At 72.2% G+C, this 20621-nt stretch carries 19 protein-coding genes; 10 read left to right on the top strand and 9 right to left on the bottom strand.

The genetic code is table 11. The features are described 5' to 3' along the window. Positions 1–168 precede the first annotated feature (168 nt). Positions 169–1866 (bottom strand): threonine/serine exporter family protein, encoded by a 1698-nt coding sequence (locus ABT112_RS13245; protein ID WP_351508811.1) that lies wholly within the window; start codon positions 1864–1866, stop codon positions 169–171. A 196-nt stretch (positions 1867–2062) separates the two neighbouring features. Next, the gene (locus tag ABT112_RS13240) at positions 2063–2557 is read right to left on the bottom strand and encodes an inorganic diphosphatase (protein WP_351508924.1); all 495 of its coding nucleotides are present in this window, start codon (positions 2555–2557) and stop codon (positions 2063–2065) included. A gap of 41 nt (positions 2558–2598) precedes the next feature. Here ABT112_RS13240 and dacB point away from each other — a divergent pair, with 41 nt between their 5' ends. The 6 genes from dacB (at position 2599) to folE (ending at position 10216) form a co-directional block, all read left to right on the top strand. Beyond that, complete coding sequence (gene dacB, locus ABT112_RS13235; protein WP_502975327.1) at positions 2599–4155, top strand: D-alanyl-D-alanine carboxypeptidase/D-alanyl-D-alanine endopeptidase; 1557 nt, start codon at positions 2599–2601, stop codon at positions 4153–4155. A gap of 88 nt (positions 4156–4243) precedes the next feature. After that, positions 4244–5374: an Rv3626c family coenzyme F420 biosynthesis-associated protein gene (locus tag ABT112_RS13230; RefSeq protein ID WP_351508810.1), complete on the top strand. Its 1131-nt coding sequence runs from the start codon at positions 4244–4246 to the stop codon at positions 5372–5374. 193 nt (positions 5375–5567) lie between these two features. Beyond that, complete coding sequence (tilS, locus tag ABT112_RS13225; RefSeq protein WP_351508808.1) at positions 5568–6608, top strand: tRNA lysidine(34) synthetase TilS; 1041 nt, start codon at positions 5568–5570, stop codon at positions 6606–6608. Positions 6609–6706: 98 nt separating this feature from the next. Further along, positions 6707–7246, top strand: coding sequence for a hypoxanthine phosphoribosyltransferase (gene hpt, locus ABT112_RS13220; protein WP_351508920.1), 540 nt, complete (start codon positions 6707–6709; stop codon positions 7244–7246). Between the two features lie 232 nt (positions 7247–7478). Further along, positions 7479–9506 carry an ATP-dependent zinc metalloprotease FtsH gene (gene ftsH / locus ABT112_RS13215; RefSeq protein ID WP_351508806.1) on the top strand — a complete coding sequence of 676 codons (2028 nt, stop codon included), beginning with the start codon at positions 7479–7481 and terminating at the stop codon, positions 9504–9506. Positions 9507–9613: 107 nt separating this feature from the next. Further along, positions 9614–10216, top strand: coding sequence for a GTP cyclohydrolase I FolE (gene folE / locus ABT112_RS13210; RefSeq protein ID WP_351508804.1), 603 nt, complete (start codon positions 9614–9616; stop codon positions 10214–10216). A gap of 67 nt (positions 10217–10283) precedes the next feature. Here folE and ABT112_RS13205 read toward each other — a convergent pair whose 3' ends face one another. The 6 genes from ABT112_RS13205 to ABT112_RS13180 form a co-directional block, all read right to left on the bottom strand. Next, positions 10284–10772, bottom strand: coding sequence for a DUF3180 domain-containing protein (locus ABT112_RS13205; protein WP_351508802.1), 489 nt, complete (start codon positions 10770–10772; stop codon positions 10284–10286). A gap of 65 nt (positions 10773–10837) precedes the next feature. After that, complete coding sequence (gene folK, locus ABT112_RS13200; protein ID WP_351508918.1) at positions 10838–11431, bottom strand: 2-amino-4-hydroxy-6-hydroxymethyldihydropteridine diphosphokinase; 594 nt, start codon at positions 11429–11431, stop codon at positions 10838–10840. 2 nt (positions 11432–11433) lie between these two features. Beyond that, complete coding sequence (gene folB / locus ABT112_RS13195; RefSeq protein WP_351508800.1) at positions 11434–11793, bottom strand: dihydroneopterin aldolase; 360 nt, start codon at positions 11791–11793, stop codon at positions 11434–11436. 233 nt (positions 11794–12026) lie between these two features. Next, positions 12027–12494, bottom strand: coding sequence for a nuclear transport factor 2 family protein (locus ABT112_RS13190; RefSeq protein ID WP_351508798.1), 468 nt, complete (start codon positions 12492–12494; stop codon positions 12027–12029). Then, positions 12491–13363, bottom strand: coding sequence for a dihydropteroate synthase (gene folP / locus ABT112_RS13185; RefSeq protein ID WP_351508797.1), 873 nt, complete (start codon positions 13361–13363; stop codon positions 12491–12493). The genes ABT112_RS13190 and folP overlap by 4 nt, the downstream gene beginning before the upstream one ends. Before the next feature lie 72 nt (positions 13364–13435). Continuing rightward, positions 13436–15289: a phosphatidylglycerol lysyltransferase domain-containing protein gene (locus ABT112_RS13180; RefSeq protein ID WP_351508795.1), complete on the bottom strand. Its 1854-nt coding sequence runs from the start codon at positions 15287–15289 to the stop codon at positions 13436–13438. Between the two features lie 197 nt (positions 15290–15486). Between ABT112_RS13180 and ABT112_RS13175 the strand changes: the two genes are divergently transcribed. Then, the gene (locus tag ABT112_RS13175; protein WP_351508792.1) at positions 15487–16614 is read left to right on the top strand and encodes an alpha/beta hydrolase; all 1128 of its coding nucleotides are present in this window, start codon (positions 15487–15489) and stop codon (positions 16612–16614) included. Between the two features lie 138 nt (positions 16615–16752). Here the strand turns inward: ABT112_RS13175 and ABT112_RS13170 are convergent, their stop codons facing one another. Next, entirely contained in the window at positions 16753–17913 is a 1161-nt protein-coding gene (locus tag ABT112_RS13170) for an ABC transporter ATP-binding protein (protein WP_351508790.1), read from the bottom strand. 138 nt (positions 17914–18051) lie between these two features. Here ABT112_RS13170 and ABT112_RS13165 point away from each other — a divergent pair, with 138 nt between their 5' ends. From ABT112_RS13165 to ABT112_RS13155, 3 genes are read left to right on the top strand one after another with little or no spacing between them, the layout of a single operon-like run. Then, positions 18052–18795, top strand: a complete 744-nt coding sequence (locus tag ABT112_RS13165) for an ABC transporter permease (protein WP_351508788.1) — start codon at positions 18052–18054, stop codon at positions 18793–18795. Positions 18796–18799: 4 nt separating this feature from the next. Continuing rightward, positions 18800–19522 (top strand): ABC transporter permease, encoded by a 723-nt coding sequence (locus ABT112_RS13160; RefSeq protein WP_351508786.1) that lies wholly within the window; start codon positions 18800–18802, stop codon positions 19520–19522. Beyond that, the gene (locus ABT112_RS13155; RefSeq protein WP_351508784.1) at positions 19519–20505 is read left to right on the top strand and encodes an ABC transporter substrate-binding protein; all 987 of its coding nucleotides are present in this window, start codon (positions 19519–19521) and stop codon (positions 20503–20505) included. Before ABT112_RS13160 ends, ABT112_RS13155 begins: the two co-directional genes overlap by 4 nt. Positions 20506–20621 lie beyond the last annotated feature (116 nt).

Here is a 20621-nt window from a genome sequence, read left to right as displayed (position 1 = left end):
CGCCACGGGACCGGCGCACCCGCGCGCCGGACCCCGTAGTACGCCGGAACCTGCACCTCGGAACCTGCACCCCGGACCCCGTGCGCCGGAACCCGTACGTCAGACCCCGCGCGCCGGACCCCGAGCGCCGGGCCCCGTACGTCGACCCCGCACGCCGGACCCCGTACGTCAGAACCCGCGCGTCCGCTTCGCGGCCCGGCGCGCCGAGGCGTCCGCCGCACCCGGGATCTTGATGGCGAGCCGGGCGATCTCACCACCCAGGTTCACCCCGATCGCGATGGCCAGGGCCAGCGCCGCCGCCTTGGTCAGCGAGGCCAGGCCCGCGTCGAGGCCGCCCTGGGCGAGGTTCAGCAGCCCGAAGTAGATGGCGCTACCGGGGAGCAGCGGTCCGATCGCCGCCGTCACGTACGGCAGCGCCGAGGCGTACCGGTACCGCGACAGCAACTGGCCGAAGAGGCCGACCAGCCCCGCCGCCACCGTCGTCGAGGCGACCTGGTTCACCCCGACCTCGACGGCCAGCGCCCCGTAGATGAGCCAGGCGACGCCGCCGTTGAGCGTGGCCATCAGGACGGTGTGACGTTCCTGCTGGAGCAGGATCGCGAAGGCGAGGGCCAGCAGCATCGCCGCGAGGATCTGGGTCACGGGCCGGTTGGGCACGTCCAGGGCCTCTTCGGGATTGAGCCTCGCCCCCAGCCGGACACCGCCGTAGAGCACGGTCAGCACGCCGCAGACGATGCCGACCACCAGGTAGGCGACCTCCAGCAGACGGGCGGAGGCGGTGATGTAATAGCCCGTCAGCCCGTCCTGGACACCGGCGACCAGCGCCCGTCCCGGGATCAGCGCGAAGAGCCCACCGGTGATGACGGCCGAGGCCTGTACTTCGGCGTGGGCGAGGCTCAGCGCGATCCCCATCGCGGCGGGCGGCATCGCCGCCGCGACGAACTGGTAGAACTCCGGCAGCCCGCGCCCCGAGGCCAGCCACGCCAGCCGGTCGCCGAGCATGGCGCCGGCGGCCGCCGCGAGGAAGACCAGCCAGGTGCCGCCGACCAGGGTGCTCGCCGCACCGGCCAGCGCCCCGCCGGCCAGGGTCAGCGCCCACCCCGGGTAGGGGTGCCGGTTACGCCGTATCTCGGCCAGCCGCCGGTACGCCTCCTCCAGGCTTATCTCGACGTCGTCCGCGCAGATGTCGTCGACCAGCCGGAAGACCGCGGCCAGTCGGGTGTAGTCGGTGCCCCGCCGCCGTACGGTGCGGCTGGCCGTCACCGGGTCGTCGACCAGCGACGGCTGGTAGGTGACGGACAACAGGGTGAAGGTGACGGTCGGCTCGCAGCGGTCGAGGCCGTAGGCGTGCGCGACGCCGAACATCGCGGCCTCGACGTCCTCCGCGCCCTCACCGCCCGCGAGCAGCAGCTCGCCGATACGGAGCGTCAGGTCGAGGACGCGCGGAACGGCCGGGCCGGTCTCGTCCTCGACCTTCTCCGCCCGCTCCGGCACCGGCCGGTCGGCGATCGGCATGCGCAGCATCGTGCGCATCCGGTCCTGCCAGGGCGTCTCCTTGGTCAGCCGGACCATCGGGATGCCGTGCGGCGGGGTGAACGCCGGGTACGCGGACGGCGGGCGGGCGTGCGTGCCCGTCTGCGACCTGGGCGGGGCGAACGCCGAGCCCTCGGGCTCCGCGTGGTGCTCCTGCGCCAGCCCGCTGGGCACCGCGAACTCGGAAGTCGGATGCTCCTCCTCCGGAGGCGGCGGCAGCGGCACGCCCTCCGGCGGTGTGAAGGCGCTGTGCGCCTCGTCCGAGTGCGGCTTGCGGTCCTCCTGGGCATCCGCCTCAGGTGTGCCACCGCTCCGCTTCGGGTCCCCGACCACGTCGTTCCGCTCCTCCTCGCCTCTCTTTCCGGTGCCTCACCGGCCACGATGCCGCATGCCCGGCCGTGCTGCCCGCCATGTCCCGGTGCAGCGGCGGGCGGTGCGCCCCTCGGGGTGCACCGCCCGCCGCCGTACGGTAAGGGGTCCTTGCACCGCGCCCGCAAGGACCCCTGGATGAGCCTTCCGGCTCAGTGACTCAGTGCTGGCCGCCCTGGGCCTCGAGCCGCTTGATGGAGGCCTCGACCTCGGCCTCGGCCTCGCCGCGGCCGACCCAGTTGGCGCCCTCGACGGACTTGCCGGGCTCCAGGTCCTTGTACACCTCGAAGAAGTGCTGGATCTCCAGGCGGTCGAACTCCGACACGTGGTGGATGTCGCGGAGGTGCTCCACCCGGGGGTCGGACGCCGGAACGCACAGCAGCTTGTCGTCGCCGCCGGCCTCGTCGGTCATCCGGAACATGCCGATGGCACGGCACTTGATGAGGCAGCCCGGGAAAGTCGGCTCGTCGAGAATGACCAGCGCGTCCAGCGGGTCGCCGTCCTCGCCGAGAGTGTTCTCCACGAAGCCGTAGTCGGCCGGGTAGCTGGTCGATGTGAAGAGTCGACGGTCCAGGCGGATGCGACCGGTCTCGTGGTCCACCTCGTACTTGTTCCGCGAACCCTTCGGGATCTCGATGGTGACGTCGAACTCCACGGGTGGCTCCTCCATGATCAGCACATACTTCGGGTGATTAAGTGTCCCTCACGCAGGTGTGTGATGGCGAAAGGGGCTGGTCCGAGGTGCCCGAGGCCGGATCGTGGCAGTTCAGATGGGTGGTCGAACGATGGCGGGCGCATCCGGCCTGGCATCTTCCGGCCGTATCCGCGCTGGTGGGAGTGGCCGTGGCGGCCGCTGCCGTGACCGCGGCCGGTCCCTGGGACTCCGGTCAGCGTACGGCCGAGCGGCAGCGCGCGGAGGCCCGGAGCCCGACGCGTGGCGAGCATCACGGCGAGCGGTCCGGCGGGCGGTCCGGCCGCGCCGCGGGCACGGTCCCGCGGGCCGCGGGCGTCCTCGCCCCGCTGGGTGCCGTCGCCGGCCCCACCCGGTCCCCGGACCCGGTGCCCCCGCCCACCCGTGACGGCCTCACGGACTCCCTCGGCCCGTTGCTCAAGGACCCCGCGCTCGGTCCGCTGCGCAGCGCGTCCGTGGTGGACGCCACGACCGGCAAGCAGCTCTACGGCTCCGACGCCGGCACCGCGGCCCTCCCGGCCTCCACCATCAAGATCGCGACCGCGGTGGCGGCGCTGGACGCGCTCGGACCCGACCACCGCATCGAGACGACCGTCGTCACCGGGGCCGCGGACGACGAGATCGTGCTGGTCGGCGGCGGCGACCCGACCCTCACGGCCCGCAAGCCCCTGGGCGTGGACAAGCCCGCGGCCCTGCGCACCCTGGCCCGGGACACCGCCCGCGCGCTGAAGGACCGCGGCCGCACCGAGGTCGCCGTCGGCTACGACACCTCCCGCTACACCGGCCCGGACGTGCACCCGATCGGCCCCGGCAACGAGAACATCGCGGCCGTCACCCCGCTGATGGCCGACGAGGGCCGGCTCGACGACAGCGCCAGTGGCCCGGCCCCGCGCAGCGCCGACCCGGCGGACGACGCGGCCCGGACCTTCGCCCGGCTGCTCCGGGACCGGGGCATCGACACCAAGGACGATCCGCACTCCGTCACCGCGGGCCACAAGGCCGAGCGGCTGGCCGTCGTGCGGTCCTTCCCCCTCTCGACGCTGGTCGAGCGGATGCTCACCACCAGCGACAACGACATCGCCGAGGCCCTGGCCCGGCAGACCGCGATCGCGGGCGAGGAGCCGGTGAGCTTCGAGGGCGGCGGCCGCGCCGTCACGCGGCGGCTGGAGAAGCTCGGCCTGCCCACGAAGGACGCGAAGTTCACCGACGGCAGCGGGCTGAGCCGCAAGAACGAGGTCACCGCGGACCTCCTCGCCCAGCTGCTGGTCCGGGCCGCGGACCCGGCCCGCCCCGAGCTGCGGCCGGTCCTCACCGGGCTCCCGGTGGCCGGGTTCACCGGGACGCTGCGCGGCCGCTACGCCGACGCGCCCGCGGGCACGGGGGTGGTCCGGGCCAAGACGGGGACCCTGACGGGCGTGAACACCCTCGCGGGGACGGTGGTGGACGCCGACGGCCGACTGCTGGCGTTCGCGTTCATGACGACGGACGCGGCCGACCCCCATGGCGCCCAGGCGGCCCTGGACCGCCTGGCCTCGGCGGTCGCCAACTGCGGCTGCCGCTGACCGGGCCGCCCGCCCCCTGTCCCCCGTGGGCGGGCCGGGGCGTCCACAACCCTCACCGCAACCGCTGTGCAGCACGTACCGTGAAGTCATGACGAGCATCGGTGGTGCGGAGATGGTCGACTGGAACCTCGCGGTGGCGACGGCGACCCGGCTCGTGCGGCCGGGACCCGAGGTGAGCCGGGACGAGGCGCGGGCCGTCGTCGCCGAACTGCGGCGGCACGCCAAGTCCTCCGAGGAACACGTGCGGGCGTTCACCGGGCTGGCGCAGCCGGACACGGCGCCGCACGACACCCCGGTCCTCGTGGTGGACCGGGCCGGCTGGGTGAAGGCCAACGTCGCCGGGTTCCGCGAGGTCCTCAAGCCGCTGCTGGAGAAGATGCAGGAGCGGCGCGGCGGTTCGGCCGGCGGTTCGGTCCTCGGCGCGGTCGGCGGCAAGGTGACCGGCGTCGAGCTGGGGATGCTGCTGTCGTTCCTCGCCTCCCGCGTCCTCGGCCAGTACGAGACGTTCGCCCCGGTCGGCCGGGACCTGCCGGGCGCGGAGAACGGCGCCGGCCGGCTGCTGCTGGTCGCGCCCAACATCGTCCATGTGGAGCGGGAGCTCGACGTGGCGCCGCACGACTTCCGGCTCTGGGTCTGCCTCCACGAGGAGACCCACCGCACCCAGTTCACCGCCGTCCCCTGGCTGCGCGACCACATAGAGGGTGAGATCCAGTCGTTCCTCGGCGAGACCGAGATCGACCCGAACACGCTGCTGGAGCGGCTCCGGGAGGCGGTGCAGTCGCTCACCGGCAACCGGCCGGAGGGCGCGGACGACGACGGTGCCCACAGCCTGGTCGAACTGGTCCAGACGCCCGCCCAGCGCGAGATCCTCTCCCGTCTCACCGCCGTGATGTCCCTGCTGGAGGGGCACGCGGACTTCGTGATGGACGGGGTGGGGCCGCAGGTCGTGCCGTCGGTGGCGGAGATCCGGGAGAAGTTCCAGAAGCGGCGGGCGAGCGGGGCCGGCCGGCTCGACCTGGCGCTGCGCAAGCTGCTCGGTCTCGACGCCAAGCTCCGGCAGTACCGTGACGGGGAGCGCTTCGTCCGGGCCGTGGTGAGCCAGGTCGGGATGGACGGCTTCAACCGGGTCTGGACCTCGCCGAACACCCTCCCGACCAAGTCGGAGATCGCCAAACCGGCGGACTGGGTCGCGCGGGTGCACCGGAAGGCCGAGTCGTGAGAGCGGGGCGGCCCGCCGGGTGAGCCCCGCCCGGTAATCACCCGTCCGAGGGACCGTGAGCGATGGGTGGGCGTGCGATGCTCGGGTATCGGCTCGTCTCTGTCACCATCTACATACTCAGCGTGATGAAAAGCCGTGACTGAACCCCGTACGACCCCCCGTACGGCCCCGGCCCCGAGGAAGTGAACCGGACATGGGTCCCCATCCAGCGGTCGCAGCGATACGCCTGGCGGTCCGCCGCGTACTCCACGACGTCCTCACCGACCACCCGCCGGGCGAGCAGCGGCCCGGTCCGCTCGTCCTCGCCGCCTGCAGCGGTGGCGCGGACTCCATGGCGCTCGCCTCCGCCCTCGCCTTCGAGGCCCCCAAGCTGGGCATCCGGGCCGGTGGCGTCACCGTCGACCACGGTCTGCAGCCCGGCTCCGGTCTGCGAGCGGCCGAAGTCGCCACCCGGATGCGGGCGCTCCGTCTCGACCCCGTCGAGTCGGTCGCGGTGCACGTCGGGCGGGGCGGCGGCCCCGAGGCCGCGGCCCGGGACGCCCGCTACGCCGCCCTCGACGCCGCCGCCGTGCGGCACGGGGCCGTCGCGATCCTGCTCGGCCACACCCGTGACGACCAGGCCGAAACCGTCCTCCTGGGCCTGGCCCGGGGCTCCGGCACCCGGTCGCTGTCCGGCATGGCGGCCGTCTCCGGCACCGGCGGCCGCTACCGCCGCCCCTTCCTCCAGCTCGACCGGCAGACCGCCCGCAAGGCCTGCCTCGTGCAGTCGCTGCCGGTCTGGGACGACCCGCACAACACCGACCCCGCCTACACCCGCTCGCGGCTCCGCCACGAGGGGCTGCCCGCGCTGGAGAAGTCCCTGGGCAAAGGGGTGATCGAGGCGCTGGCCCGGACGGCGCAGCTCTCCCGGGACGACGCCGACGCCCTCGACGGCTGGGCCGCGGAGGTGGAGCAGACGGTGCGCGCGGAGGGCGGGGACGGCTTCGCCGCCCTGGACACCGCCAAGCTCTACGCGCTGCCGCCCGCCGTCCGCCGCCGGGTGCTGCGGCGCGCGGCCATCTCCGCGGGCGCGCCGCCCGGTTCTCTCTTCGCCCGGCACATCGAGGAAGTGGACCGGCTGATCACCGGCTGGCGCGGCCAGGGGGCCATCAACCTCCCCGGCCGGGTCGAGGTCCGACGGCGGTGTGGCAGTCTGGTGATTCGGCGACGCGACGAGGCCGCCGCCGACCACTGAGCCGACCTTCGGCCGCACACCGGGGCGTACGGGCCGCAGGCCCCCGCACCCTGACGGACCGAGACGAACCGAGAGTGACCAGGGTGGACGACAAGGACATGGGCACCGACCTCCAGTCGGTGCTCATCACCAAGGAAGAGATCGACGCGAAGCTCGCCGAGCTGGCCGCGAAGATCGACGCGGAGTACGCGGGCAAGGACCTGCTCATCGTCGGTGTCCTCAAGGGCGCGGTGATGGTGATGGCGGACCTGGCCCGGGCTCTGTCGACCCCGGTCACGATGGACTGGATGGCGGTGTCCTCCTACGGGGCCGGCACCAAGTCCTCCGGCGTGGTCCGGATCCTCAAGGACCTGGACACCGACCTCGCCGGCCGGGACGTCCTGATCGTCGAGGACATCATCGACTCCGGGCTGACGCTGTCCTGGTTGCTGTCGAACCTCAGCTCCCGCGGCCCGGCGTCGCTCAACGTCTGCACGCTGCTCCGCAAGCCGGACGCGGCCAAGGTCGCCATCGACGTCAAGTACGTCGGCTTCGACATCCCCAACGAATTCGTCGTGGGCTACGGCCTCGACTACGCGGAGAAGTACCGCAACCTCCCCTTCGTGGGGACCCTCGCACCGCACGTCTACGGCGGCTGACCGGCGGCTCCGGCGGCGGGGCGCCGTGGGGAACCCGTCGTGGTTTCCCGCCGTTGGAGCAGGGGAAGGCCGTTTTGTTAACCGTCCTGGGCAGCGTCGGGGGACAATGCTGGGGTACGGTCCGAAGGTCAGTCTTTAAAGGTCGAGTAATACACCGTACGCACGCGCAGCCCGGCTGAGGCTGACGTGCCTCACTGTGGCAGGAGGGACGGGGCGCCCGCGCCCCGTATGGATGGACGTGAAGCGCTACTTCCGTGGGCCGGTCATGTGGATCGTGCTGGCCGTCCTCGCCGTGGTCGTGTTGATGCAGGTCGTCGGCTCGTCCGGCGGCTACAAGACGGTGGACACCGGCCAGGTCGTCAAGGCGATCGCCGACAACAAGGTCCAGTCCGCCGAGCTGACGACCGGCGACGAGAACAAGATCAAGGTCGAGCTCAAGGACGGCACCAAGGTCGAGGGCAGCACCAAGCTGCAGGCCAGCTACATCGGTGACCAGGGTTCCCAGCTCGCTCAGACGCTGCAGGCTCAGACCAACGACAGCGACAAGAACACGCTGCCCGACGGCTACACCGTGTCCCCGTCGAAGCAGAACCCGTTCGTCGGCGTTCTGCTCTCGCTGCTGCCGTTCGTCCTCATCGTCGTCGTCTTCCTGTTCCTGATGAACCAGATGCAGGGCGGCGGCTCCCGGGTCATGAACTTCGGGAAGTCCAAGGCCAAGCTCATCACCAAGGACACCCCGAAGACGACCTTCACCGATGTGGCGGGCGCCGACGAGGCCGTCGAGGAGCTCCACGAGATCAAGGAGTTCCTGCAGGAGCCGGCCAAGTTCCAGGCCGTCGGGGCGAAGATCCCCAAGGGTGTCCTGCTGTACGGCCCGCCCGGTACCGGCAAGACGCTTCTCGCGCGCGCCGTCGCGGGCGAGGCGGGCGTGCCGTTCTACTCGATCTCCGGTTCCGACTTCGTCGAGATGTTCGTCGGTGTCGGTGCCTCCCGGGTCCGCGACCTGTTCGAGCAGGCCAAGGCCAACGCCCCGGCGATCGTCTTCGTCGACGAGATCGACGCCGTCGGCCGGCACCGCGGCGCGGGCCTCGGCGGCGGGCACGACGAGCGTGAGCAGACGCTGAACCAGCTCCTCGTCGAGATGGACGGCTTCGACGTGAAGGGCGGCGTCATCCTGATCGCCGCCACGAACCGGCCCGACATCCTCGACCCGGCGCTGCTGCGCCCGGGCCGCTTCGACCGGCAGATCGCCGTCGACCGCCCGGACATGCAGGGCCGGCTGGAGATCCTCAAGGTTCACCAGAAGGGCAAGCCGGTCGCGCCGGACGTCGACCTCGGCGCCGTCGCCCGCCGCACCCCCGGCTTCACCGGTGCGGACCTGTCGAACGTCCTCAACGAGGCCGCGCTGCTCACCGCGCGCAGCGACAAGAAGCTGGTCGACAACCACTTCCTCGACGAGGCGATCGACCGTGTCGTGGCCGGACCGCAGAAGCGGACCCGGATCATGAGCGACAAGGAGAAGAAGATCACCGCGTACCACGAGGGCGGTCACGCCCTGGTCGCGGCGGCTTCTCCGAACAGCGACCCGGTGCACAAGATCACGATCTTGTCCCGCGGCCGTGCGCTCGGCTACACGATGGTCCTGCCGGACGAGGACAAGTACTCCACCACGCGCAACGAGATGCTCGACCAGCTCGCGTACATGCTGGGCGGCCGCGCGGCGGAGGAGCTCGTCTTCCACGACCCGACCACGGGCGCCGCGAACGACATCGAGAAGGCCACCACCACGGCCCGCGCGATGGTCACGCAGTACGGCATGACCGAGCGGCTCGGTGCGATCAAGTTCGGCTCCGACAACTCCGAGCCCTTCCTGGGCCGCGAGATGTCGCACCAGCGCGACTACTCCGAGGAGGTCGCCGCGCTGGTGGACGAGGAGGTCAAGAAGCTCATCGAGACGGCGCACAACGAGGCCTGGGAGATCCTGGTCGAGAACCGCGACGTCCTGGACAACCTCGTTCTGCGGCTGCTGGAGAAGGAGACGCTCGGCAAGGAGGAGCTCGCGGAGGTCTTCTCCACGATCGTGAAGCGCCCGGCCCGTCCGGCGTGGACCGGCTCCTCCCGCCGCACCCCGTCCACCCGGCCGCCGGTCCTCTCCCCCAAGGAGCTGACCATGGCCAACGGCGCCCAGCCCGGTGCCACCCCGTCCAAGGTCTCCACGGACAAGGTGGACCTCCCGGAGGAGCCCGGCTCCGAGAGCTGACGGGCGGCCTCCGGGCCCGGAATGCATGCCGCGCTCCCTCAGGTTCTAACCTGAGGGAGCGCGGCTTTCTGCTGCGCGCTGCGGATACGTGAAGGATCGAGGCACACATGACCGACCCGGTGACGCTGGACGGCCAGGGCCCCATCGGCGAGTTCGACGAGAAGCGCGCCGAGAACGCCGTCCGGGAGCTGCTCATCGCGGTCGGCGAGAACCCGGACCGCGAGGGCCTGCTGGAGACCCCGGCCCGGGTGGCGCGCGCCTACCGGGAGATCTTCGGCGGCCTCTGGCAGGTGGCCGAGGACGTGCTGACGACCACGTTCGACATAGGCCACGACGAGCTGGTCCTGGTGAAGGACATCGAGGTGTACAGCACCTGCGAGCACCATCTGGTGCCGTTCCACGGGGTCGCGCACGTCGGCTACATCCCGTCCACCGACGGGAAGATCACCGGGCTGTCCAAGCTGGCCCGGCTGGTGGACGTCTACGCCCGCCGGCCGCAGGTGCAGGAGCGGCTGACCACGCAGATCGCCGACTCCCTGATGCAGATCCTGGAGCCGCGCGGCGTGATCGTGGTGATCGAGTGCGAGCACATGTGCATGTCGATGCGCGGCATCCGCAAGCCCGGCGCGAAGACCACCACCTCCGCGGTCCGCGGCCAGCTCCGCGACCCGGCCACCCGCTCCGAGGCGATGAGCCTGATCATGGCCTAGACGGCCTTCTGCGGGCCGGTGCCCGTGCCGGCGTGCACCGGTCCGGTGCCGGGGTCAGCCGGGCGGGTCAGGCGGCAGGGGCCTTCGGGGGGCCGTTGTCCTCGTCCTCCGGCAGCCGGCACACCCGCTCCAGGAAGAGCGCCGCCACGACCACGGCGACCCCGGTGACGACGGAGAGCCCCGCGTAGATCGCCTGGTCGCGGCGCGGACCGGCGTCCAGGCCGTCGATCAGCAGAAAGACGAACGCCCCGGCGTAGACCCCGGCCACCAGCGACGCCACCAGCGCGCTCGCCTGGCCGAAGACCACGGCGCGGGCGGCCACCATCGGGTCCACGCCCTTGGCGTCGGGCCGCCGCTCCCGCTGGGCCTTGAGCCGGGCCCGCAGCGCCAGGGCGGTCGCCGCGAGCACCGCGGCGATCACCCCCAGCACGATCGGGGCCGCGACGGGCACTCTCGGCAGCGTGCCGAAGGTGTCCCAGAGCCGCGATCCGGCCCACGACAGCACTCCGGCCACGGCGAACAGTCCGAACAGCACCCGGACCCGCAGCTGCTTCACTTGGCCTGGCCTTCCCTCGTGATGGCGTCCCTGCCCGTACCCGAGGAGCCTAACGACTGCAACGACTACTCGGGGAGGCGGAGTTCCAGGTCGGCGCGGGCGTCCACGCCGGTACGGCCGACGCCGTCCAGCAGCTCCGTGACCGCGCCGCGGCCGGGCACCTCGGCCTCCGGGTCCACGTCGTGCCAGGGGACGAGGACGAAGGCGCGCTCGTGCACCCGCGGGTGCGGCAGGGTGAGCACCGGATCGTCGGAGACGACGTCCTGGTACGCCACGATGTCGACGTCGATGGTCCGCGGGCCCCAGCGCTCGTCGCGGACCCGCTCGAAGGCCTCCTCGATGGCGTGTCCGCGCTCCAGCAGGGAGGACGGCGGCAGAGTGGTCTTGATCAGCACCACGGCGTTGAAGTACGAGGGCTGGGACTGCGGCTCGACGCCCCACGGCTCGGTCTCGTAGACGGGGGAGACGGCCTTGACCCGGATGCCCGGGGTGTCCTCCAGCGCGTCGACCGCACCCTGCAGGGTCTCCAGCCGGTTGCCCAGATTGCTCCCGAGCGAGATCACCGCGCGTTTCGGGTTGCTGAGCGTCGTGTCGGCGGCGTCCACCTGCTGGACGACCGAGGCGGGCACGGGCTGCACGGTCGGGTCGCTGGTGCTCATGCTCATACTCGGCTCCGTGTGATCGTGATGGTCACGTCGTCGAACGGGACAGCGATCGGGGCGTCCGGCTTGTGGACGCACACCTCGACCTCCTGCACCGTCTCGTGCTGGAGACACGTCTGGGCGATCCGTTCCGCCAGTGTCTCGATCAGGTCGACCGGCTCGCCCGTCACGACGCCCACGACGTCCTCCGCCACCACCCCGTAGTGCACGGTGCGGGTCAGGTCGTCGTCGGCGGCCGCCGGGCGGGTGTCCAGGCCCAGCACCACGTCCACGACGAAGATCTGGCCCTTCTCGCGCTCCTCGGGGAACACCCCGTGGTGGCCGAGGCCTTTCAGGCCGCGCAGTGCGACACGGTCCACACGGATCACTCCTGCCGGTCAACGGATGTACGGGTCGGCGGCGGCCCCCGGCACGCCACTCGCCCCCGAATCTACCTGCGAACCAGGGGTGCGCTCGCCCATGGGGGCTATGGACTTCGGCCCGTCCGGCTGGTAGCAGGGGCTGGGCCCGCGCGTCTGCCCAGGGCCTCTTGCCCACCCCTACCCGTCCACCGCGTGGCTCGAACGAGTGGCGTGTCACCGGACGCTGACGTTCAGCGTCCGGCCGTGGGCTCCTCGCCGTCGCCGTCCTCGTCGCCCTGGGTGTCGGCCAGTACCGGCGAGCCGTGGTGCGACCAGATCTTCCAGCCGTCCACTGTGCGTCGGAACACATTCGTGGCGACCACCAGCTGCCCGACCAGCGGGCCGAGCTCGCCGTCCTCCTCCGCGGGGCCGCCGCTGAGGATGTTCTCGGTGCAGGTCACCAGGGCGGTGTCGTCCTCGACCGCCACCTCGACGTCGGTGAGGAAGAACTGGATGTACTCGGTGTTCGCCATGATCACCGCATAGGAGCGGAGCACCTCGCTGTGGCCGCGCAGCACCGGCCAGCCGGGGTGCACACAGCTCACGTCGCCCTCCAGCCACAGACCGGACAGGGCTTCGAAATCTCCCTGCTCCATGGCCTCGTAGAGGGCGGTGTTGGCCAGCTCGACCTGTTCGCGGTCCGTCCGGGCCGCGCTCACCCGGTCGCCCCGGTGCGCTCCGCGCCCTCGACGGCGCGGGCCACCCGCACCGCGTCCGCGGTGGCCCGTACCTCGTGCACCCGGACGGCCCAGGCGCCCTCGCGGGCCGCTATCGCCGAGACGGCGGCGGTGGCCGCGTCCCGCTCCCGGGCGGGCGGCGGGCTGCCCTCACCCCCGGAGAGCACCTGTCCGAGGAACCGTTTGCGCGAGGCGGCCACCAGCAGCGGACGGCCCAGGCCGCGCAGCTCGCGCAGCCGGGCGACCAGGGCCAGGTCGTGCTCGGCGTTCTTGGCGAAGCCCAGTCCCGGGTCGATCACCACGCGCTCGGCGGCGACCCCGCCGGCGACGACGGCGTCCAGCCGCTCGCGCAGCTCGGCCAGGACCTCTCCGACGACGTCCCGGTAGACGGCGCGGCTGTTCATGCCGGCGCTGAACCCGCGCCAGTGCATCACCACGAACGGCACCCCGGCCGCCGCGACGGCCGGCACCATCGCGGGGTCCGCGAGACCGCCGCTCACATCGTTGACCAGCACCGCTCCGGCGGCGACGGCCTGTTCGGCGACCGAGGCGCGCATGGTGTCCACGGAGACCACGACGCCCTCGGCGGACAGGTCCCGGACCACCGGGATCACCCGGCGCAGTTCCTCGTCCTCGTCGACCCGGCTGGCCCCCGGACGGGTCGACTCGCCGCCGACGTCGACCAGGTCGGCGCCTTCGGCCGCCAGGCCGAGGCCGCGCTTGACCGCGGCGGCGGTGTCGAACCAGCGACCGCCGTCGGAGAACGAGTCGGGCGTGACGTTCACCACGCCCATGACCGCACAGCGGTCCCACTCCGGAAGACCGGCCACGCGGCCCCGCAACGTACTCATGCCCCCAGCGTAGAGCGCATGGCCTGCTCCGGTACCCGTCGGGGGCGGGGCCTTCCGCCCCGCGGACTTTGCCTATGCCGCCTGCGGCTCGCGCTCCGCGGTCGGCGCCGTGGACAGGTGGGCGCAGGGGCGCGCCCGGCGGGAGCCGGGGCGGCGGGTGAAGGGCCGCGGCAGGGCCAGGGTGACGAAGCCCTCGGCCTGCATCGCGGCGAAGCCGATCCGCGGCAGGTCGCGGGTGTTGCGGAAGACCAGGAAGCGGGGCTCCCAGGACGGCCGGAACTTCGCGTTGAACTTGTACAGCGACTCGATCTGGAACCAGCGGGAGAGGAACACCAGCAGTCCGCGCCAGCCGCGCAGCACCGGCCCGGCCCCCAGCCGCTCGCCCCGGGCGAGCGCCGAGCGGAACATGGCGAAGTTCAGCGACACCCGCTGCACCCCGAGGCCGGAGGCGGCCTGCAGGGCGGCCACGATCAGCAGCTCGTTCATCCCGGGGTCGGCCGAGCGGTCGCGGCGCATCAGGTCCAGGGACATTCCGTGGTCACCCCACGGGACGAAGTGGAGGACGGCCTTCAGGTCGCCGTACGGGCCGTTCCCGCCGTCCTCGCCGGTCTTGTGGGCGGTGGCGATGACGCAGTCGCCGTCGGCCGGGTCGCCGATCCGGCCGAGCGCCATGGAGAAGCCGCGCTCGGTGTCGGTGCCGCGCCAGTCGGCGGCGGCCCGCTGGATGCGCTCCAGTTCCTCCGGGCGGAGGTCGGCTATCCGCCGCACGCGGGTCTCGTAGCCGTTGCGCTCGATCCGCTTGACCATCTGCCGGACGTTGCGCATGGCCCGTCCGGACAGGGTGAAGTCGGCGACCTCGACCACGGCTTCGTCGCCGAGCTCCAGGGCGTCCAGGCCGGTCTCCCGGGTCCAGACCTCGCCGCCGGTCTCGCTGCACCCCATGACGGCCGGGGTCCAGGAGTGCACCCGGGCGTGCTCCATGAAGCGTTCGATGGCCCCGGGCCAGGCCTCGACGTCGCCGATCGGGTCGCCGCTGGCCAGCATCACGCCGGAGACCACCCGGTAGCAGACGGCCGCCTTGCCGCTGGGGGAGAAGACCACGCCCTTGTCCCGGCGGAGGGCGAAGTGGCCCAGGGAGTCCCGGCCGCCGTGCCGTTCCAGCAGGTCCCGCAGGCGGGTCTCGTCGTCGTCGGTGAGCCGGGCGGCCGGGTTCTCCGGCCGCAGGGCGAGGTAGCTGGTGGTGACGGCGGTGAGCAGGCCGAGCGCGCCGAGCGAGTAGCCGACCGTCCAGGAGACCCCGCCGGTGTAGCCGACCGGGCCCTCGAAGCCGAACAGGCCGTACAGGACGTGCTCCAGGCGTTCGGTGAAGCCGGGCTCGCCGACGACCCGGCCGGGGTGGGAGCTGACGATCAGCATGCCGAGGCCGACGCTGCCGGAGCCGAGCAGGGCGAAGTTGGCCAGGGCCTTCCAGCGGCTCCTCGGGTCCGGGAGCGCGGCGAACTCCCGCCGGTGGCGCAGCAGCAGGGCCAGCAGCGCGAGCGAGAGGAGCGTGCCGCAGAGCGAGTGGCGGTAGACGTACTGGGCCACCGCGCCGACGGGCAGCAGGACGACGGCCGCGACCCAGGCGCGCCGCTTGCGCCGTTTGAGGGCGTGGGCGAGGAGGAGGAGCAGGACGCCCGCGCAGATCGCCATGGCCGCGGTGAACGGGCCCAGGGTGCCGGGCAGGACTTCGGCGGCGGCGTGCATCCGGCTGTGCCGGAAGCGGGGGAAGACTCCGGCGGCGATGTCGAGGAGGCCCAGGAGCGTGCAGGCGGTGCCGATGAGGCCGGGCACCTTCTCGGGGCGGGGTCCTCGCAGCACCCGGCGCACCGTTGCGAACCGCGCCGGAACCTCTTCGGACTTTTCGCCATCTATCCTGACAGACATCGCTTCCCGTTAGCTCCGTCGAGAACTTTTGCGGCCGTTGGTCGCGCCTCCCGGACCAGGTGCGCCCTGTAGGACGCCGGCATCCGGGCCCGGGTTCCCCCTGTCGGGCGTTCCGTCCGAAAGGGGTCCTTATTGCACCTCAGGGGAGGCACTGCCGCCGCGACACGGATGCCGGGTCGCCTTCGAGAAAGCTTCATATGGCCCTCACCAGCAAGAGGCTTCTGATGCTGGCCGTCGTCGTGGCGGTTTCGGTGTTCACCGTGACCGTCTGGTTATGGCCACGGCTCGCGCGGCGCAGCGTACCTGCCGTGCTGGGCCGGATCGGCATTCTGCTCGGTACGCAGCTGTCGATCCTGGCGGCGGGGGGTGTGGCGGCCAACCTGTATTTCGGCTTTTACAGCTCATGGGCGGATCTGCTGGGCACCGAACAGGAGATGGGCGTCGTCGTCGATCACGACGGGACGGGCACGGGACGCCTGGTGGTGCGGGGCACTCGGAGCGTGGGGCTGCCGGACGGCGGCGATCCGGGGAAAGCCGGCCGGGTCGACCGGGTGACGATCACGGGCGAGAGCACGGGAATTACGGCATCCGCCTATGTGTATCTTCCTCCGCAGTATTTCCGGTCCCGGCACGCAGGCCGGAAATTCCCGGCTGCTCTCGTGCTGACCGGTTTTCCCGGTACGGCGGAGAATCTCATCACCCGGCTGCGGTATCCGCAGACGGCCGCCCGGCTGATCGAACGGGGCACGATGCGGCCCACCGTGCTGGTCCTGGCCCGTCCGACCGTCGCGCCGCCCCGGGACACCGAGTGCATGGACGTGCCCGGCGGGCCGCAGGCCGAGACCTTCTTCACCGAGGACCTGCGCCGGGCGGTGGCGGAGCACTACCGGGTCGGCGGCCGGGCCCGGAACTGGGGCGTCATCGGCAACTCCACCGGGGGGTACTGCGCGCTGAAGATGGCGCTGCGCCGCCCCGGTGCCTTCTCGGCCGCGGCGGGGCTCTCCAACGCGTACCGGGCGCCCTCCGACGCGACCACCGGGGATCTCTTCGGCGGCAGCAGGAAGCTGGAGCGGGAGAACGACCTGCTGTGGCGGCTGGCGCACCGGCCGATGCCGCCGGTCTCGGTGCTGCTGGGCACCAGCCGGAGCGGGGAGGACAACTACGCCGACGCCCGGGCGTTCATCGCGCGGGCGAAGCGGCCGCTGCGGGTGTCGTCGATCGTCCTGGAATCCGGCGGGCACAACTTCAGCACCTGGAGCCGTGAGGTGCCTCCGGCGCTCGACTGGCTGACGCGCCGTCTCCGGGTGCCGGGGCCCGGGGACTGAGCAGGCCCGGGGACCGACCGGGAGCGGTGGCCGGCCAGGGAAGGGAAGGGGCCGGCCGGGTCCCGCGGGGGCTGTCGTCCGTCGGTGCTCCGGGGCAGGACGCCCCGAGCGGCCGCCCGGTGCTCCGCGGCGGCCGGGTCAGGCGCCGCCCACCGTCTCCAGGTCCACCTCGGCCCGGGGGATGGCGTTCGCGTCCGCGTCGATCGAGCGGCGGAGCGCCTCGTGGAGGCGGGCCGGGGTGAGGACACCGAGGAAGCGGTCGCCCTCCAGGACGGCGATCCAGCCCGCGTCGTGCTGGAGCATGGTGCTGAACGCCTGCTTCAGGGAGGCGCCGACGGGCAGCCAGGCGTCCATCCGGCGGGCGTGCTCGCGGACCGTGCCCGTCGCTCCCGAGGCCGCCGCCTCCCGGGAGAGCCAGCCGTGCAGGCCGTCGGAGTCGTCCAGGACCACGGCCCAGCGCGCGCCGTCCGCCGTCAGCCGGGCGGCGGCCGCGGACAGCGGGTCGTCGAGGTGGACGACCGGCGGCTGTTCGAGGTCCCCCGGCTCGATGGTGGTGACCGACAGCCGCTTCAGGCCCCGGTCGGCGCCGACGAAGTCGGCCACGTACGGCGTGGCGGGGGCACCCAGTACGGCCGCCGGCGGGGCGAACTGTTCGATCCGGCCCTGGCCGTAGACGGCGATGCGGTCGCCCAGCCGTACGGCCTCCTCGATGTCGTGCGTCACGAAGAGGACGGTCTTGCGGACGGTCGCCTGGAGCTTCAGGAACTCGTTCTGCAGGTGCTCGCGCACCACCGGGTCGACCGCGCCGAACGGTTCGTCCATCAGGAGGACGGGCGGGTCCGCGGCGAGGGCGCGGGCCACGCCGACGCGTTGGCGCTGGCCGCCGGAGAGCTGGTCCGGGTAGCGGTCGCCGTAGACGGACGGGTCGAGGCCGACCAGGTCGAGCAGTTCGGCCGCGCGCTGGCGGCCCTCCTTGCGGGGCCGGCCGAGCAGGTGCGGCACGGTGGCGGTGTTGTCCAGCACCGTCTTGTGCGGGAACAGCCCGACCTGCTGGATGACGTAGCCGATCCGGCGGCGCAGCCGCACCGGGTCGACGGTCGCGATGTCCTCGCCGTCCAGCAGGATGCGGCCCGCGGTGGGCTCGATCAGCCGGTTCACCATCTTCATGGTGGTGGTCTTGCCGCAGCCGGACGGTCCGACGAGCGTGACCAACTCCCCCTCGGCGACCTCGAAGGACAGGTCGTCGACGGCGGTGGTGCCGTCGTCGTAGCGCTTGGTGACGTGCTCGAAGCGGATCATGGCTCCCCATTGTGGCCGGTCAGGGCCCGGTTCTTGTGAAGAACACATTGCGGCGGTGTGGGTGTTCTCACCGATTGTCAGCCCTTGGGGATAGGGTCGCCAGGCGCTGTCACGCCGAGCGAGGGAAAGGGGGCGCGCATGGGTGCGCGGAGCTGTCTGGCGGCCAATGACTGGATATGCGGCGAATACCTCCGTTCGCGGAGCGAGGAGCTGGTCGACGCCACGCTCCAGCACGTCGGAATCGCCCTCGCGTCGGTCGCCCTCGGTCTGCTGATCGCCTTCCCGCTGGCGCTGCTCGCCCGTCGCCGGGCCTTCGCCGGGCCGGTGCTGGCGCTGACGACCGTGCTGTACACCGTGCCGTCGCTGGCGATGTTCGCCCTGCTGATGCCGGTGTTCGGAGTCTCGGCCTCGGTCGTGGTGACGGGTCTGGTCCTCTACTCCCTGACCGTTCTGGTGCGGAACATCCTGGCGGGGCTGGCGGCGGTACCGGCCGAGACGCGGGAGGCCGCCCGGGGGATGGGCTACGGGCCGGGCCGCCTGCTGTTCGGCGTGGAGCTGCCGCTCGCGCTGCCCGCGCTGATGGCGGGGGTGCGCATCGCCACCGTCTCCGCGGTGTCGCTGACCACGGTCGGCGCGATCGTCGGGTACGGCGGCCTGGGCAATCTCATCTACGAGGGCATGGGCAGCAACTTCCGGGCCCAGGTGCTGACCGCGTCCGCCCTGTGCGTGGCGCTGGCGGTGCTGGCGGACGTTCTGCTGCTCGGCCTGCAGCGGCTGCTCACACCGTGGACGTCCGGCCGCGGGCGCATACGCGGCCGGATACGCACCGCCACTGCCACCGGCACCGGCCCCTCCACCGCCCGCCCGGCGAAGGCAGGCTGAGCGCATGGGGGCGATGGCGGAGGCCTGGAGCTGGCTGACGACGGCCGCGCACTGGGCGGGGGAGAACGGCGCGGGGCACCGGCTGTCCGAGCACCTCTTCCTGACGGCGGTCTGCCTGGGGCTGGCCTGCGCGGTGGCGCTGCCGCTCGGGCTCTGGCTCGGCCACATCGGACGGGGCGGGGCGCTGGCGGTCAACCTCTCCAACGCGGGCCGTGCCGTCCCGACGTTCGCCGTGCTGGTGCTGCTGACGCTCACCCCGCTCGGCCGGTACGGCGATGTGCCGACGATCATCGCGCTGGTGCTGTTCGCCGTACCGCCGCTGCTGACCAACGCCTACGTCGGCATGCGGGAGGCGGACCGCGACGTGGTGGAGGCGGCGCGCGGCATGGGGATGTCCGGCGTGCAGCTGCTGGTCCGGGTCGAACTCCCGCTGGCCTTCGCCCTGATCATGACCGGGGTGCGCTCCGCGGCGGTGCAGGTGGTCGCCACGGCGACGCTGGCGGCGCTGCCGGGCGGCGGCGGGCTCGGCCGCATCATCACCGCCGGCTTCAACACCTACGACACCCCCCAGGTGGTGGCCGGGGCGATCCTGGTCGCCGCGCTGGCCCTGCTCGTCGAGGCGCTGCTGGCGCTGGGGCAGTGGCTCTTCGACCCGATGCGGCGGCGGCGCGCCGCCGCCCCGGCCAAGGCCGTGGACACGACGACCCGTTGGAGGGTGGACGCATGAGCCCCGAGAACTCCGAGAGCACCGCCCCGGGAGCGGTGCGCGGCGCACGAGCGGCGGGCGCGGTGCTGGCCGCCGCGGCGCTGACGGCCGGGCTGGCCGGGTGCGGCGGCAAGAGCCTGGAGAGCCAGGGCGGCTCCGAGGGCGGCAAGGGGTCCGTGGTCGTCGGCTCGGCCGGCTTCACCGAGTCCACGATCCTGGCCGAGCTCTACGTCCGGCTGCTCGACGACGCCGGCTACCACGCGTCGGTCACCACGCTGAAGAACCGCGAACTGTACGAACCGGCCCTGGAGAAGGGCGACATCGACGTGGTGCCGGAGTACGCGGCCACGCTCGCCGAATTCCTCAACGCCAAGGAGAACGGCCCGAAGGCGAAGCCGATCGCGTCCAGCGACGCGGACCGGACCGTCGCGGCGCTGAAGAAGGTCGCCGCCGAGCGCGGACTGAAGGTTCTGCCGCACGGCGCGGCCACCGATCAGAACGCCTTCGCGGTGGCTGCGGAATTCGCCCGGAAGCACCACCTCAAAACCCTCTCCGACCTGGGGAAATCAAAGCTGGAGGTCAAACTCGCCGCCGGTGACGAGTGCGACGAGCGGCCGTTCTGCCGGCCGGGTCTGGAGAAGACCTACGGCATCGACATCACCGGGGTGGACCCCAAGGGCGTCAGCAGCCCGGCCTCGAAGCAGGCGGTCAAGGACGGCACGCATCAGATGATGCTGACCACGACCACCGACGCCACCCTGGACGACTTCGGCCTGATGCTGCTGAAGGACGACAAGCGGCTGCAGAACGCCGAGAACGTGCTGCCTGTGGTCAACGCCGAACAGGCCGGGGGCAAGGGCATCGAGGCCGCGCTCGGAAAGCTCACCCGGACGCTGACGACCGCCGATCTGATCGAACTCAACCGGAAGGTCGACGCGGAGCGGCAGAAGCCGAAGGATGTCGCCGCCGAGTACCTGGAACGGAAAGGGCTGCTGGGGAAGTAGCAGGAGTGACGCCGGGATTCGGGGGAACTAAGCGGAACGGGTTGCCGGGGAGGTATCCGGCCGAAAACAGATGGGCGGGCGGGTCCCCATACAGACCGCACGCACGGTAAGTTTCT

The organism is Streptomyces sp. NPDC002055 (assembly GCF_040296705.1).
Classification (GTDB): domain Bacteria; phylum Actinomycetota; class Actinomycetes; order Streptomycetales; family Streptomycetaceae; genus Streptomyces.
This window is presented reverse-complemented; position numbering and strand designations above follow the sequence as displayed.

Excerpts from the sequence above, each read along its gene's own strand:
- folP (WP_351508797.1), bottom strand. The coding sequence starts at position 13,363 with ATGAGTACGTTGCGGGGCCGCGTGGCCGGTCTTCCGGAGTGGGACCGC.
- ABT112_RS13175 (WP_351508792.1), top strand. The coding sequence starts at position 15,487 with ATGGCCCTCACCAGCAAGAGGCTTCTGATGCTGGCCGTCGTCGTGGCG.
- ABT112_RS13170 (WP_351508790.1), bottom strand. The coding sequence starts at position 17,913 with ATGATCCGCTTCGAGCACGTCACCAAGCGCTACGACGACGGCACCACC.
- ftsH (WP_351508806.1), top strand. The coding sequence starts at position 7,479 with ATGGACGTGAAGCGCTACTTCCGTGGGCCGGTCATGTGGATCGTGCTG.
- ABT112_RS13160 (WP_351508786.1), top strand. The coding sequence starts at position 18,800 with ATGGGGGCGATGGCGGAGGCCTGGAGCTGGCTGACGACGGCCGCGCAC.
- folK (WP_351508918.1), bottom strand. The coding sequence starts at position 11,431 with ATGAGCACCAGCGACCCGACCGTGCAGCCCGTGCCCGCCTCGGTCGTC.
- tilS (WP_351508808.1), top strand. The coding sequence starts at position 5,568 with ATGGGTCCCCATCCAGCGGTCGCAGCGATACGCCTGGCGGTCCGCCGC.
- hpt (WP_351508920.1), top strand. The coding sequence starts at position 6,707 with ATGGGCACCGACCTCCAGTCGGTGCTCATCACCAAGGAAGAGATCGAC.
- ABT112_RS13155 (WP_351508784.1), top strand. The coding sequence starts at position 19,519 with ATGAGCCCCGAGAACTCCGAGAGCACCGCCCCGGGAGCGGTGCGCGGC.
- folE (WP_351508804.1), top strand. The coding sequence starts at position 9,614 with ATGACCGACCCGGTGACGCTGGACGGCCAGGGCCCCATCGGCGAGTTC.
- ABT112_RS13230 (WP_351508810.1), top strand. The coding sequence starts at position 4,244 with ATGACGAGCATCGGTGGTGCGGAGATGGTCGACTGGAACCTCGCGGTG.
- ABT112_RS13165 (WP_351508788.1), top strand. The coding sequence starts at position 18,052 with ATGGGTGCGCGGAGCTGTCTGGCGGCCAATGACTGGATATGCGGCGAA.
- ABT112_RS13180 (WP_351508795.1), bottom strand. The coding sequence starts at position 15,289 with ATGTCTGTCAGGATAGATGGCGAAAAGTCCGAAGAGGTTCCGGCGCGG.